Here is a 14,044-nt window from a genome sequence, read left to right as displayed (position 1 = left end):
GCGCGCAGGTCACGTCGCGTCGAGCGTGACCGTGAAGGAGAAGCGGTCCCCGCGGTAGTGGATGACCACCACGTCCAGCGGCCTGCCCGCACCGTCGTAGGTGATCCCCGTGTAGTGCAGGATGGGGCTGAGCAGCGGCACTTCCAGCAGCCGCGCCGTCTCCGGGTCGGCCAGCCGCGCCTGCACGGTGTCCGTGATCCGGCTGATGTCGGCGCCCACCACGTCCCGCAGCACCTTGGTCATCGGCCAGCGCACCAGGTCCTGCGGCGCTATCCGCTCGGCCAGCTCCGGACGGACGTAGTTGCGGGCGTGGTTGGTGGGCTCGCCCGTCTTCTCGTCGCTGCGCAGCCGGTGATAGGCCGCCACCTCCTCCAGGTCCGGGAAGAACTCGGCGAGTTCGCCGGTCACCGGCGCCGGGCCGTGGTCCAGCAGCTCGGTCGTCATGCCGGACTGCTGGGCCACGATCGCGTCCACCGAGCCGAGCAGCCGCACCGGGGCGCCCCGGTGGGCGGCCGGCGCGATGAACGTGCCGCGCCGCCGGTGCCGGGTGATCAGCCCCTCGTCCTCCAGCTCCTTCAGCGCCTGCCGCATGGTCAGCACGCTCACGCCGTAGTGCCCGGCCAGCTGCTCCTCCGTGGGCAGACGCAGCGGGTCCCGGGGAGAGCGGCCGAGGATGGAGGCGCGCAGCGACTGGGACACCTGGTACCACAGCGGCAGCTTGCGGTTCAGGACGATCGAATCCGGAGCAAAGGAGGTCACGGCCTATCCGTACCGGTCTGACCCGCTCAGTGCAACGGCCTGAAGTGCTTCTCCATGCCCTGCCAGACGTCGTCGTAGCGCAGCTGGAGGTGGTCCGCCCGGGCCGCGTGCGGGGTGAGCGTGAGCGGCCAGCGCGTCTCGAACATGAACGCCAGCCCGTCGTCGATCTTCTGCGGCGCCAGTTCGGCCGTGCTCGCCCGCTCGAAGGTCTCCCGGTCCGGCCCGTGCGCCGACATCATGTTGTGCAGTGAGCCGCCGCCCGGCACGAAACCCTCCGCCTTGGCGTCGTAGGCGCCCTCGATCAGGCCCATGTACTCGCTCATCACGTTCCGGTGGAAGTACGGCGGCCGGAAGGTGTCCTCGCCCACCAGCCAGCGCGGCGCGAAGACGACGAAGTCCACGCCGGCCAGGCCCGGGGTGTCGCTCGGCGAGGTGAGCACCGTGAAGACCGACGGGTCGGGATGGTCGTAGGAGATCGTCCCGATCACGTTGAAGCGGCGCAGGTCGTAGACGTACGGCACATGGTTGCCGTGCCAGGCGACGACGTCGAGCGGGGAGTGGTCGTAGGTGGCCGCCCAGAGGTTGCCGCAGAACTTGTTCACCACCTCCACCGGACCGTCCACGTCCTCGTAGGCGGCGACCGGTGCGCGGAAGTCCCGGGCGTTGGCGAGGCCGTTGGCGCCGATCGGACCGAGGTCGGGGAGGCGGAAGGGGGCGCCGTAGTTCTCGCAGACGTAGCCGCGGGCGCTCGCGTCCAGCAGCTCGACGCGGAAGCGCACCCCGCGCGGGATCAGCGCCACATGGCCCGGCTCGGCGTGCAGCAGGCCGAACTCCGTGCGCAGCAGCAGGCCGCCGCGCTCCGGCACGATCAGCAGCTCGCCGTCCGCGTCGCTGAAGACGCGCTCCATCGAGGAGTTGGCGTGATACAGGTGCACCGCCATGCCGGTGCGCTGGGCGACGTCGCCGTTGCCGCCGAGGGTCCACAGGCCCGCGAGGAAGTCCGTGCCCCGCCCCGGCTCCGGCAGCGGGTTCCAGCGCAGCCGGTTCGGGTCGGGCACCGTCTGCGTGAAGGGCGCCGTGCGCAGCGTGCCGTTGCCGGTGCGGGCGAACGCCGGGTGGGCCGCCGAGGGGCGGATGCGGTACAGCCACGAGCGGCGGTTGTGCGCCCTGGGCTCGGTGAACGCCGTACCGCTGAGCTGCTCCGCGTAGAGCCCGAGGGGGGCGCGCTGGGGCGAGTTGCGGCCCTCGGGCAGCGCGCCCGCAACGGCCTGCGAGCTGTGCTCGTTGCCGAATCCGGAGAGGTACTCCAGTGCCTCGGCGGTCTTGCGTGCGTCCCCGCTCATGATCGCTCCCTTGCAACCCGATTCCTATGGGTCACCGTAGGATTGCGTTTTCGCGTGCGCAAGAGGGCCACGGGCCCTCCTTGCGGCGGACGGCCGGAACCCGACCTGAGAGGGATCCGGCCGTCGGACCGCTGTTCTACTCTCCGGTGCATGACGTGGTGGACGCGCCGGCCTCTCGCCGCGCTCGCGGTCTGTGCCGTGCTGCTCGCCGGGTCGGCGGGGTGCGGCGCGGGCGGCGCGCGGGGGAGCGGGGAAGGGAAATCGGCAGGCCCGGTGGGCAGGATCACCGGCCACACCGACGAGGAGGGGCGGGCCTTTCGCGAGGTGGACAGGAAGGACGCGCCGGAGATCGGTGTCGAGGTGCGGCCGGACGCCGCCGGCAGCTGGGACGTGCGGCTGACCGTCCGCCGCTTCCGCTTCTCCCCGGCCGGCACCGCGGCGCGCCCCGCCGCCGGGCGCGGCCTCGCCCGGCTGCTGGTCGACGGCCGTCCCGTCGGCCGTCTGCGCACCCCCGAGTACCGCCTCTCCGCCCGCCTGGTCCCCCGCGGTACCCACCACGTCACGGCCCGGCTGTACGCCGACGACGACACGGTGTGGGCGGTGTCCGGCAAGCCGGTGCAGAGCACGGCCGACATCACGGCGTCCGACCCGCACGCCACGGAGGGCGCGACGGCGGGGGAGGGCGCGGCGCGGGGAGACGGTGCTACGGCGGGGGAGGACGCGACGGCGAGGGGTGGTGCGACGCCCGGGAGGGGCGCCGTGCCCGGAGTCGGAGCGACGCCCGGGGGTGGGGCGACGCCCGGGGGTGGGGCGACGCGGGCGGGCGGGGTGACGCGGGCAGGGGGTAGGGCGCCCGCAGGGGGTGGGGCGGCAGCGGCGAGTGGGGTGGCGCCCGCGGGTGGTACGACGTACGCGGACGGTGGGGCGCCGGCGGCCGGTGGGGCGTCCCCGGCGGGTGGCGGTGCGGTGGCGGATGCGGGCGTGGGGTGTGCCGTGCGCGCGCCGGGGGCACCGGCGGTCCCGGCACGTGCATCCGGGCGCGCTTCACCCGGCTGCCGCGGACAGGCATGATGAGGGCCGTGCCCCATGCGACCCCGCTCCGCCGCGCGCCCGTGCAGCGGCGCAGCGCCGAACGGCTGACCAGGATCCTCGACGCCTGCGCCGATCTCCTCGACGAGGTCGGTTACGACGCGCTGAGCACGCGTGCCGTCGCCCTGCGCGCCGGCGTGCCCATCGGCTCGGTCTACCGGTTCTTCGGCAACAAGCGAGCGATGGCCGACGCGCTGGCCCACCGCAACCTGGAGCGCTACACCGAACGCGTACGGGACCGCCTGAAGGAGACGGCGGACGGCGGCTGGCGCTCCGCCCTGGACGCCGTGCTCGACGAGTACCTGGCGATGAAGCGCACCGCCCCCGGGTTCTCGCTCGTCGACTTCGGCAACCAGATACCGCTCGGCGCACGTCAGGCCGAGCCCAACCACCGCCTCGCCGAGCTCCTCACCCAGCTGCTGGCCGGCCACCTGCGCCAGGAACCCGGCGACGATCTGCGCCGCACGTTCCTGATAGCCGTGGAGACCGCCGACACCCTCGTCCAGCTCGCCTTCCGGGTCGACCCCGGCGGCGACGAGGAGATCATCGGCGAGATGCGGGAGCTGCTGCGGGCGTACCTGGGCCGGGTGCTGGACTGAGCGGACCCCGTGTGCCGTGGCCGGGCACGTGCCGTACACGGGGCCCGTGCCGTGCGCCGGGCGCGTGCCTGCTCCTGACACGCGCTGTGCGCCGGGCGCGTGCCTGCACCTGGCACGCGCTGTGCGCCGGACCTGTGCCGCACGCCGGGCGTGCGCTCCCGCGCTGTACGCCGGCCGTGTGCCGTGCACGGTGGCCGCGCGCCGTGAACGCCGCCGCGTGTGCCACGTACGGCGGGCGTGTGCGGCGTTCCGTTGCGCCGGACGGATGACAGGGGGCGGCGCGTCGGGGCGAGGTGCGGTGAACCCAGGGGTTGATGTGAAAGAGAGTCAGGTGAAAGAGCGATTTGTATGAAAATCGTCTGACTCGGAGGAACGCGCATGCCCACCCTGACACTCCCACGCACCCTCGGCTCCCGCGTCCGTGCCGCCGCGGCCCTGACGGCCCTGACCGCGGCGGGTGCCACGTGGCTGGCAGCGCCCGTCGCCGTGGCCCAGGGGGAAGCCGGCGACATCAAGATCCACCGGGTGGGCGTGCCCTTCGGCGTCTCCAAGGACGACCCGGTGGTCTGCCGGTTCTACCTGGACGCCGTCAACTTCGACGTCCTGCCGACCATCGGCTACACCATCCAGGCCATGCCCCCGCTGCCCACCAGCGCCACCGTGACCGGCACCATCGCGCTGGCCGCCGGTGCCGGACACACCGACCCGCTCGGGCTGGCCGACGGGCAGTACAAGCTCATGTGGACCGTCGCGGGCGTCCCCAAGGAGAAGATCTTCCACGTCAACTGCCGTGAGGAGAACGGACGCAAGGAAGGCGCGCAGGGACCCGGAGGCCAGATCGAGGACCACGACCGGGAAGGCGGCGACCAGCGCGGCGGCGACCAGCACGGCGGACCGGCGGCCAAGCAGGACCCGCAGGGCCCCCGGGGCGGCGTGCACGCGGGTGGCGGCGGCCTGGCCTCGGCCGCCGCGTTCACCCCGGTGGCCGGGGCCGCGGCCGTCGGACTCGTCGTCGTCGGCGGGGTCGCGTACCTCCGGCTGAACCGCCGGCGTACCGATGGTGCCGCGTAGGCGCGGACGCAGGCCCTGGCGGCTGAGGCGCGCCTACCGCCTCGCCAGGACGGCCGTGCTGACGGCCGTCCTGGTGACGGTGGGGATGCGGTGCGAGGGGCACCGCGACCACGGCGCGCCGCAGCGGGCGGCCGGACCGCGCGCCGCCGCCACGGCCACCGCGGGGACGGAAGGGCCGCAGGAGGCGGAGGGCGACGGGCCGGGCGGCGGCGGTTCCGGCGGCGCGGGCGCGGACGGCGAGCGCTCCGGCCCCCGGGACGGCACGGCCCCCGCCGCACCCCCGCCCCGGCCGCTGCCCCGCTCCCCGGCGGCCTCCCTGCGCATCCCCTCCCTCGGCATCGACGCGCCCGTCACCGGGATCGGCCTCGACGCGGACCGGCAGCTCCAGACGCCGCCGGTCGACAAGCCCAAGCTGGTCGGCTGGTACCGGGGCGGCCCCACGCCGGGGGAGTCCGGCACCGCACTCGCGGTCGGGCACCGCGACACCAGGACCGGCCCCGCCGTCTTCGCCGCCCTCGGCCAGCTCCCGCCGGGCCGCCGCATCGAGGTGCGGCGCGCGGACGGCCGTACCGCCGTCTACACCGTCGACAAGGTGCGGGTCTTCGACAAGGCCCGCTTCCCCGACAAGGAGGTGTACGGACCCGCCCGCAGACCCGAACTGCACGTCATCACCTGCGGCGGCCTCTACACCCGCCGGACCGGCTACTCCAGCAACGTGGTCGTCTTCGCCCATCTGACGTCGACGAAGTGAACCGCACCCGGGGCAGGGCGCCGGCCCCAGCGGGCCGCGCCACCCTGGGCCCCTGACCGCCCCGGTCCGGGCCCTTGGCCGTCCGGTCTCCGGGCATCTGGCCATCTGCTCCGGGCCCCTGGTCGCCCGGCCCGGTCCCGGGCCCGGCCGCCGGGCGGGGTCCCTGCCCGTCCGTTCCGTCCGTTCCGTCCGTCACGTGCCCGGCTCTCGGGCCGGTGCCCGCCCTTCCCGACCCGCCCGTCATGTGCCCCGGCTCCGGGCGCGGGTGCGTCCCTGGCGCCGCAAAACTATCGGCGCTAGTTTATGGGGCTGTCGAGGTCGTGACGCGCGACGGAGCGCGACGACGCCCCCGCCCCGGAGGAGCACGATGAAGGCACACGACGGCATGTACATCGACGGCGCCTGGCGCCCCGCCCCGGACCGGGACGTCATCGAGGTGGTGAACCCCGCCGACGAACAGGTATTCGCCACCGTGCCCGCCGGCACCGCCGAGGATGTCGACGCCGCGGTGCGCGCCGCCCGCGCCGCCTTCCCCGGCTGGGCGGCGACCGCGCCGGCCGAGCGGGCCGCGCGCCTGGCCGCCCTGCGGGACGTCCTGGCGGCCCGCAAGGACGAGATCGCCGAGACCGTCACCGCCGAACTGGGCTCACCCCTGCCGTTCTCCCAGACCGTCCACGCGGGCCTGCCGATCGCGGTCGCCGCGTCCTACGCCGACCTCGCGGCGACGTACGCCTTCGAGGAGCGCGTCGGCAACTCCACCGTCCTGCACGAGCCGGCCGGCGTGGTCGGCGCCATCACGCCCTGGAACTACCCGCTGCACCAGATCGTCGCCAAGGCGGCCCCCGCGTTCGCCGCCGGCTGCACCGTGGTGCTGAAGCCCGCCGAGGACACCCCGCTCACCGCCCAGCTCTTCGCCGAGGCCGTCGACGAGGCCGGGATCCCGGCCGGGGTCTTCAACCTGGTCACCGGCCTCGGCCCGGTCGCCGGGCAGGCGCTCGCCGGACACCCCGGCGTCGACCTGGTCTCCTTCACCGGTTCCACCGCGGTGGGCCGGCGGATCGGCGCGACGGCCGGTGCCGCCGTCAAGCGGGTCGCCCTGGAACTGGGCGGCAAGTCCGCCAACGTCATCCTGCCCAGCGCCGACCTGGCCAAGGCGGTGAACGTCGGCGTCGCCAACGTCATGTCCAACTCCGGCCAGACGTGCAGCGCCTGGACCCGTATGCTGGTCCACCGCGACCGCTACGACGAGGCGGTCGAACTGGCCGCCACGGCCGCCGCCAAGTACGGCGACCGCATCGGCCCCCTCGTCAACGCCGAGCAGCTCGCCCGGGTGCGCGGCTACATCGAGCAGGGCGTCGCCGAGGGCGCGCGCCTGGTCGCCGGCGGCCCCGGATCCCCGCGCGAGCGGGGCTACTACGTCAGCCCGACCGTCTTCGCCGACGTCACCCCGGGCATGACCATCGCCCAGGAGGAGATCTTCGGGCCGGTCCTGTCGATCCTGCGCTACGACGACGAGGACGACGCACTGCGCATCGCCAACGGCACGGTCTACGGCCTCGCCGGCGCCGTCTGGGCGGGCGAGGAGGCCGAGGCGGTCGCCTTCGCCCGCCGGATGGACACCGGCCAGGTCGACATCAACGGCGGCCGGTTCAACCCGCTGGCCCCCTTCGGCGGCTACAAGTCCTCCGGCGTCGGCCGCGAACTCGGCGCACACGGACTCACCGAATACCTCCAGACCAAGTCCCTCCAGTTCTAAGGGAGTCACGCGTCATGGCCGTACGTGCCGCCGTCCTGCCCGCCATCGGCTCACCGCTGGAGATCACCCGGATCGAACTGCCCGAACCCGGCCCCGGCCAGGTGCGCCTGCGGCTGGCCGCCGCCGGGGTCTGCCACTCCGACCTCTCCCTGACCGACGGCACCATGCGGGTCCCCGTCCCCGCCGTCCTCGGCCACGAGGGCGCGGGCACCGTGCTCGCCGTCGGTGACGGCGTCACCCACGTCGCCCCGGGCGACGCCGTGGTCCTCAACTGGGCGCCCTCCTGCGGCACCTGCCACGCCTGCTCGCTCGGCGAGGTCTGGCTGTGCGCCGACGCGCTGACCGGCGCCGCCGGCGTCCACGCCCGCACCGCCGACGGCACCGACCTGCACCCCGGACTGAACGTCGCCGCGTTCGCCGAGGAGACGGTCGTCGCCGCCTCCTGCGTCCTGCCCCTGCCCGACGGCGTCCCGCTCACCGACGCCGCCCTCCTCGGCTGCGCCGTCCTCACCGGCTACGGCGCCGTCCACCACTCGGCCCGGGTGCGGGCCGGGGAGACGGTGGCCGTCTTCGGTGCGGGCGGCGTCGGACTCGCCACCCTCCAGGCCGCCCGGATCGCGGGCGCCGCGCGGATCATCGCCGTCGACGTGAGCCCCGCCAAGGAGGAACTGGCGCGCTGCGCGGGTGCCACCGACTACGTCGTCGCCTCGGAGAACACCCCGCGCGAGATCCGCGCACTCACCGGCAGGCAGGGCGTCGACGTCTCCGTGGAGTGCGTGGGCCGCGCCGTCTCCATCCGCGCCGCCTGGGAGTCCACCCGCCGCGGCGGCCGGACCACCGTCGTCGGCATCGGCGGCAAGGACCAGCAGGTCACCTTCAACGCCCTGGAGATCTTCCACTGGGGCCGCACCCTGAGCGGCTGTGTCTACGGCAACTGCGACCCGGCCGAGGACCTGCCCGTGCTCGCCGGACACGTCCGCGCCGGGCGCCTGGACCTGGACGCGCTGGTGACCGAGCGGATCGGCCTGGACGGCATCCCGGCCGCCTTCGAGAACATGCGGGCCGGCAAGGGCGGCCGGGCGCTCGTGGTGTTCTGAGCCCCGCCGGGGTGGCCGCGCCCGCGGCACCGCCACCCCGGCCGGGCACGGCACGCCGCCTGCCGCCGCGGCCGGAACTCAGCTCAGCGCGGCCCGTCCGATGCCGAGCAGCTCGGCCAGCGCGTGCTCGCCGGCCGGGGTGACCTTCACCGCCCGCTCCGAGCCGATGCGCACGCACCAGCCGGCGTCCAGGGCGTGCCGGCACAGGGCGGCTCCGGCGACCCCGGCCAGGTGGGGGCGCCGTTCTGTCCAGTCGAGGCAGGCCCGTGCGAGCGGACGCCTGCCCCGGCGGTCCAGGGAGATGCCCGCCGCGCCGAACCAGTCCAGCCCCGCGTCCGTGAGCGCGAAACCGGTGTCCTGGCGCAGCAGTCCGCGCCCGGTCAGCGCGTCCGTGACGGCGATGCCGAGCCGCCCGGCGAGATGGTCGTAGCAGGTGCGGCCCCGGGCCATCGCGGAGCCGGCGCCGGCCTCCCGCAGGGTGCGCGGCCGGCGCGCCGCCGCCGGGGCGACCTGCGCGGCCAGGTCCTCGACCAGTTGGGCCACCCGCGCGCCGGCGAGCCGGACGTAGCGGTGACGGCCCTGACGCTCCTCGGCGAGCAGACCGCCCGCGACGAGCTTGCCCAGGTGTTCGCTGAGCGTCGAGGCGGCCACGCCCGCGTGCCGGGCCAGCTCGCCGGCCGTCCACGCCCGCCCGTCGAGCAGCGCCAGCAGACAGGCGGCCCGGGTCTCGTCGGCGATCAGCCCGGCGAGCGCGGCCAGCCCGGGCGCCTGGGGGTCCTTCGAGGTCATGCGTCCCAGCATGCGGCACGGACGGTTCGGCACCCGCCGAACGGTGGGCGCGCACGCCACGTCTCCCGCCCGGTCGAGGGCCCCTGCCCGTCCTCCGGGCCTTCGCGTCCTGCCGGGTCCATGTCTCCCGTCCGGTCGAGGGCCCTGCCCGTCCTCCGGGCCTTCGCGTCCCGCCCGGCCTACGTCTCCTGCCCGGCCCTCGCGTGGTGCTCGTCCCGCCCGGCCTTCGTGGAGGCCCGCCCCGTCCGGCCCTCGCGTCCTGCCCCTACCGTCCGGCCTTCGCGTCCGTCGCGCTCGTCGCGTCCGCCGCCCCCGCCGCGTCCGTCGCGCTCGTCGGGTCCGTCGCGTCCTCCGGGTCGGCCGCCCCCGCCGCGTCCGCCGCGCTCTGCGCGTACTGCTGCGCCAGCCCGTCCAGGAGCGCCGCGAGGCCCGTCTCGAAGGCCCGCTCGTCGATCTTCTCCTGCTGCTCGGCGAGCAGGTGGGCCTGGCCCAGGTGCGGGTAGTCGGCGGGGTCGTAGGCACCGGCGTCGTCCACGAAGCCGCCGGCGAAGGAGCCGAGCGCGGAGCCCATGACGAAGTACCGCATGAGCGCGCCGATGGAGGTGGCCTGCGCGGGCGGCCAGCCCGCGTCGACCATCGCGCCGTACACGGCGTCCGCCAGGTGCAGCGCGGCCGGCCGGCGGCCGGGGCCGCGGGCCAGGACCGGGACGATGTTCGGGTGGGCGCGCAGCGCGGCCCGGTAGGAGACGGCCCAGTCGTGCAGCGCGGTCCGCCAGTCGCGGCCGTCCTCGAACATCGACAGGTCGACCTGGGCGCTCACCGAGTCCGCGACCGCCTCCAGGATCTCGTCCTTGGTGCGGAAGTGGTTGTAGAGGGAGGGACCGCTGACGCCCAGTTCGGCCGCGAGCCGGCGGGTGGAGACGGCCGCGAGGCCCTCCGCGTCCACGAGGTCCCGCGCCGTCGCGACGATGCGGTCGGTGCTCAGGAGGGGCTTGCGCGGTCGGGCCATGGCGCACATAGTAGGGCTGCGCCGTAAAACTAGCAGTGGTAATTTAAATGTACGACTTTCAAGATTCGTCATCTGTGGGGGGAACCGTCATGAACCTCGGCCTCAGCGAGGAGCAGACCGCGGTGCGGCAGCTCGCCCGGGACTTCGTCGAGCGGGAGATCACCCCCCACGTCGTGGCCTGGGACCGTGCCGAGGAAGTGGACCGGTCCATCGTGAAGAAGCTCGGCGAGGTCGGCTTCCTCGGGCTGACCGTCGACGAGGAGTACGGGGGCAGCGGCGGCGACCACCTCTCCTACTGCCTGGTGACCGAGGAGCTGGGCCGCGGCGACTCCTCCGTGCGCGGGATCGTCTCCGTCTCGCTCGGCCTGGTCGCCAAGACCATCGCCGCCTGGGGCGACGAGGAGCAGAAGCGGCGCTGGCTGCCGGGCCTGACCTCCGGCGCGTACGTCGGCTGCTTCGGCCTGACGGAGCCCGGCACCGGCTCCGACGCGGGCAGCCTCACGACCCGGGCGGTGCGCGACGGCGACGACTTCGTCGTCAACGGCAGCAAGATGTTCATCACCAACGGCACCTGGGCCGACGTCGTCCTGCTCTTCGCCCGCTCCACCGACGCGCCCGGCCACAAGGGCGTGACCGCTTTCCTGGTGCCCACCGACACCCCGGGTCTGAGCCGCCGCACCATCCACGGCAAGCTGGGCCTGCGCGGCCAGGCCACCGCCGAACTCGTCCTCCAGGACGTGCGCGTGCCGGCCTCCGCGATGCTGGGCCCGGAGGGCAAGGGTTTCTCCGTCGCCATGTCGGCGCTGGCCAAGGGCCGGATGTCGGTGGCGGCGGGCTGTGTCGGCATAGCCCAGGCCGCCCTGGACGCGGCCGTCCGGCACGCCGGCGAGCGCGAGCAGTTCGGCCGGTCCATCGCGCACCACCAGCTCGTCCAGGAGCTGATCAGCGACATCGCCGTCGACGTGGACGCCGCCCGCCTGCTGACCTGGCGGGTCGCGGACCTGGTCGACCGCGGGCAGCCGTTCGCCGTCGAGTCCTCCAAGGCCAAGCTCTTCGCCTCGGAGGCCGCCGTGCGCGCCGCCAACAACGCCCTCCAGGTCTTCGGCGGCTACGGCTACATCGACGAGTACCCGGTGGGCAAGCTGCTGCGCGACGCCCGCGTGATGACCCTCTACGAGGGCACGAGCCAGATCCAGAAGCTCGTCATCGGACGAGCGCTGACGGGCGTCTCGGCGTTCTGAGGCCGGGGCGGGCCGGGGCGGAACCCGGGGCGGGTCACGGGGGAGCGAGCCAGCCTGGTCCGGTTGGCGGGGGAGGGGGCTGGTGGGACGCGGGAGTGCGGCGATTGGCCGGGGACCGGTGGGACGCGACGGCGCCGTCGTGAGACGGGGGACCGGTGGGACGTGAAGGCGCGGCCGGGGGCCGGTGAGGCGGGGAGGGCGGCGGTGGGCCGGGCGGACCAGGGCGAGCGGCGCGTTTCTGAGTACGTGGACTGAGTATCCCGGCGGATGTGGCGGGGGCCACACCCGCCGATGCTGAACCGCATGAGTGACACACCGGTCAAGCAGCAGAGCACGGCCGCCTTCTACGGGCAGGCCGTCGCCTCGTTCGCCGTCGCCATGACGGCCACCGCCATCGGGATCTTCCGGCTGGACGCCGATGCCTGGGTCCGGTCCTTCCTCGGAATCGCCGTCCTGTACCTCGTCACCTCCGCCTTCACGCTCGCCAAGGTGATCCGCGACCGCCAGGAGGCCGGCCAGATCGTCAGCCGGGTCGACCAGGCGCGCCTGGAGAAGCTGCTCGCCGAGCACGACCCCTTCGAGAAGATCTGAACCCGCACCCCAGATCTGAACCCGCAACCCCCGCCCCGAACCCCGCATCCCGCAGCCGGGCCGCCCCTCTGCTCGTACCCCGCGCCTCGCCCGCCCCGTGCCCCGGGTGTACGACCCCGCCGACCGGGGATGCTAAGCGCCCGCTCAGCTTCGGCGGTATGGTGGACCCCCGGACGCAGAGAGGGGTCGAACGAGCGATGAGTACGGCGGAGGAGACGGCCGGCCAGGACGCGCAGCCGTGGGCCGAGGTCACCCCTGACGCGGCCCGGCGGCTGCTCGTGGCGGCTGTGGAGGCCTTCGCCGAGCGCGGCTACCACGCGACGACGACCCGCGACATCGCCGGCCGCGCCGGCATGAGCCCCGCCGCTCTCTACATCCATTACAAGACCAAGGAAGAGCTGCTCCACCGCATCAGTCGGATCGGCCACGAGAAGGCGCTGGAGATCCTGCGCACCGCGGCCCGGCGCGAGGGCAGCGCGACCGAGCGGCTCGCCGACGCCGTCAGCTCCTTCGTCCGCTGGCACGCGCGCGGGCGCACCACCGCGCGCGTCGTCCAGTACGAACTCGACTCCCTCGGACCGGACGCCCGCGCCGAGATCGTCGCGCTGCGCCGCCTGGTCGACGCCGAGGTGCGCGCGGTCATCGAGGAGGGCGTGGCCGCGGGCGAGTTCGACGTCCCCGACGTGCGCGGCACGACGCTGGCCGTGCTCTCCCTGTGCATCGACGTCGCCCGCTGGTTCAACGTGGAGGGCCCCCGCACCCCGGAGGAGGTCGGCGCGCTCTACGCCGACCTCGTCCTGCGCATGGTCGGGGCCCGGACGGACACCGCGCCCGGGCAGGGTGCCGCTCAGAGGTAGTAGCGGGAGACCGACTCCGCCACGCACACGGGCTTGTCGCCGCCCTCCCGCTCCACGGTGAAGGCGACGGTCACCTGCACCCCGCCGGTGACGTCGTCCACGCCCGTGATCGTGGCGGTGGACCGCAGTCGCGAGCCGACCGGGACGGGGGCGGGGAAGCGGACCTTGTTCGTGCCGTAGTTGACGCCCATCTTCACCCCCTCCACGCGGATCAGCTGCGGCCCGAACAGCGGGAGCAGCGACAGCGTCAGATAGCCGTGCGCGATCGTCGTGCCGAACGGGCCCGCGGCGGCCTTCTCCGGATCCACGTGGATCCACTGGTGGTCGCCGGTCGCCTCCGCGAACAGGTCGATCCGCTTCTGGTCGATCTCCAGCCAGTCGGTGTACCCCAGCTGCTCGCCCACCGCCGCCTTCAGCTCGTCGGCGGAGGTGAAGATCCTCGGCTCTGCCATGTGCCCGGCCTCTCGCATCGCGCGTACGTCCATGTCTAAGCAACTGCTTAGCATGCTCGGTGCCCGGGCCCCTGTCAACGCGGCCGGACCCGGCGGGGTCGGTAGGCTCTGGGGAGTGCCCCAGATTCCCGAGAAGATCCACGAGCTGACCGTGGGCCAGATGTCCGCCCGCAGCGGAGCGGCCGTCTCCGCCCTCCACTTCTACGAGGCCAAGGGCCTGATCAGCAGTCGGCGCACCACCGGCAACCAGCGCCGGTACAGCCGGGACGCGCTGCGGCGGGTCGCCTTCGTGCGGGCCGCGCAGCGCGTCGGCATCCCGCTGGCCACGATCCGTGAGGCGCTCGCCGAACTCCCCGAGGAGCGCACCCCCACCCGCGAGGACTGGGCCCGTCTCTCCGCGGCCTGGCGCGCGGAACTGGACGAGCGCATCAAGCAGCTCAACCGGCTGCGCGACCACCTGACCGACTGCATCGGCTGCGGCTGCCTCTCCCTGGACACCTGCGTCCTGTCCAACCCGGACGACGTCTTCGGTGAACAGCGCACCGGTTCGCGCCTGATGGTGGAGCGCGGCGGCGGCACCACGTCCGCCCGGAGCAACCGGGCCTGACACCACCACCGCCCCCGCCCGAGCGGCGGATGC

Annotated in this window: 14 protein-coding genes and 1 pseudogene; 10 read left to right on the top strand and 5 right to left on the bottom strand. The window is 74.2% G+C overall.

What is annotated here, in order from left to right; genetic code table 11:
- Window positions 1-9 precede the first annotated feature (9 nt).
- Window positions 10-759, bottom strand: a complete 750-nt coding sequence (locus ABZ719_RS15685; protein WP_366725719.1) for a GntR family transcriptional regulator — start codon at window positions 757-759, stop codon at window positions 10-12.
- A gap of 26 nt (window positions 760-785) precedes the next feature.
- Complete coding sequence (hmgA, locus tag ABZ719_RS15680; RefSeq protein WP_366725718.1) at window positions 786-2,102, bottom strand: homogentisate 1,2-dioxygenase; 1,317 nt, start codon at window positions 2,100-2,102, stop codon at window positions 786-788.
- Window positions 2,103-2,252: 150 nt separating this feature from the next.
- Here hmgA and ABZ719_RS15675 point away from each other — a divergent pair.
- The 6 genes and pseudogenes from ABZ719_RS15675 to ABZ719_RS15650 all read left to right on the top strand — a co-directional run.
- A pseudogene (locus ABZ719_RS15675) lies at window positions 2,253-2,759 on the top strand (hypothetical protein); the annotation flags it as partial.
- Window positions 2,760-3,172: 413 nt separating this feature from the next.
- Window positions 3,173-3,790, top strand: coding sequence for a TetR/AcrR family transcriptional regulator (locus tag ABZ719_RS15670; RefSeq protein WP_366725767.1), 618 nt, complete (start codon window positions 3,173-3,175; stop codon window positions 3,788-3,790).
- A 378-nt stretch (window positions 3,791-4,168) separates the two neighbouring features.
- Entirely contained in the window at window positions 4,169-4,861 is a 693-nt protein-coding gene (locus tag ABZ719_RS15665) for a hypothetical protein (protein WP_366725717.1), read from the top strand.
- The gene (locus ABZ719_RS15660; RefSeq protein WP_366725716.1) at window positions 4,848-5,612 is read left to right on the top strand and encodes a class F sortase; all 765 of its coding nucleotides are present in this window, start codon (window positions 4,848-4,850) and stop codon (window positions 5,610-5,612) included. Before ABZ719_RS15665 ends, ABZ719_RS15660 begins: the two co-directional genes overlap by 14 nt.
- A 367-nt stretch (window positions 5,613-5,979) precedes the next feature.
- Window positions 5,980-7,368 carry an aldehyde dehydrogenase family protein gene (locus ABZ719_RS15655; protein WP_366725715.1) on the top strand — a complete coding sequence of 463 codons (1,389 nt, stop codon included), beginning with the start codon at window positions 5,980-5,982 and terminating at the stop codon, window positions 7,366-7,368.
- A 14-nt stretch (window positions 7,369-7,382) separates the two neighbouring features.
- Window positions 7,383-8,465 carry a Zn-dependent alcohol dehydrogenase gene (locus ABZ719_RS15650; protein ID WP_366725714.1) on the top strand — a complete coding sequence of 361 codons (1,083 nt, stop codon included), beginning with the start codon at window positions 7,383-7,385 and terminating at the stop codon, window positions 8,463-8,465.
- Window positions 8,466-8,543: 78 nt separating this feature from the next.
- On the opposite strand, the gene ABZ719_RS15645 is transcribed toward ABZ719_RS15650, so the two are convergent.
- Window positions 8,544-9,254 (bottom strand): winged helix-turn-helix domain-containing protein, encoded by a 711-nt coding sequence (locus ABZ719_RS15645; RefSeq protein WP_366725713.1) that lies wholly within the window; start codon window positions 9,252-9,254, stop codon window positions 8,544-8,546.
- 265 nt (window positions 9,255-9,519) lie between these two features.
- Complete coding sequence (locus ABZ719_RS15640) at window positions 9,520-10,263, bottom strand: TetR/AcrR family transcriptional regulator (protein WP_366725712.1); 744 nt, start codon at window positions 10,261-10,263, stop codon at window positions 9,520-9,522.
- Window positions 10,264-10,352: 89 nt separating this feature from the next.
- Here ABZ719_RS15640 and ABZ719_RS15635 point away from each other — a divergent pair, with 89 nt between their 5' ends.
- The 3 genes from ABZ719_RS15635 to ABZ719_RS15625 all read left to right on the top strand — a co-directional run bounded on the left by ABZ719_RS15635 (window position 10,353) and on the right by ABZ719_RS15625 (window position 12,952).
- A complete protein-coding gene (locus ABZ719_RS15635) occupies window positions 10,353-11,504 on the top strand; it encodes an acyl-CoA dehydrogenase family protein (RefSeq protein ID WP_366725711.1) in 1,152 nt (383 codons plus the stop codon).
- A 303-nt stretch (window positions 11,505-11,807) separates the two neighbouring features.
- Window positions 11,808-12,095, top strand: coding sequence for a YiaA/YiaB family inner membrane protein (locus ABZ719_RS15630; protein ID WP_366725710.1), 288 nt, complete (start codon window positions 11,808-11,810; stop codon window positions 12,093-12,095).
- Between the two features lie 197 nt (window positions 12,096-12,292).
- Window positions 12,293-12,952, top strand: coding sequence for a TetR/AcrR family transcriptional regulator (locus tag ABZ719_RS15625; protein WP_366725709.1), 660 nt, complete (start codon window positions 12,293-12,295; stop codon window positions 12,950-12,952).
- Here the strand turns inward: ABZ719_RS15625 and ABZ719_RS15620 are convergent.
- Window positions 12,943-13,404, bottom strand: a complete 462-nt coding sequence (locus ABZ719_RS15620) for a MaoC family dehydratase (RefSeq protein ID WP_366725708.1) — start codon at window positions 13,402-13,404, stop codon at window positions 12,943-12,945. The two genes, ABZ719_RS15625 and ABZ719_RS15620, sit on opposite strands and share 10 nt — an antisense overlap.
- Before the next feature lie 115 nt (window positions 13,405-13,519).
- Between ABZ719_RS15620 and soxR the strand changes: the two genes are divergently transcribed.
- Window positions 13,520-14,011, top strand: a complete 492-nt coding sequence (soxR, locus tag ABZ719_RS15615) for a redox-sensitive transcriptional activator SoxR (protein WP_366725707.1) — start codon at window positions 13,520-13,522, stop codon at window positions 14,009-14,011.
- Window positions 14,012-14,044 lie beyond the last annotated feature (33 nt).

This window comes from Streptomyces sp. NPDC006743 (assembly GCF_040703815.1).
GTDB lineage: Bacteria > Actinomycetota > Actinomycetes > Streptomycetales > Streptomycetaceae > Streptomyces.
This window is presented reverse-complemented; position numbering and strand designations above follow the sequence as displayed.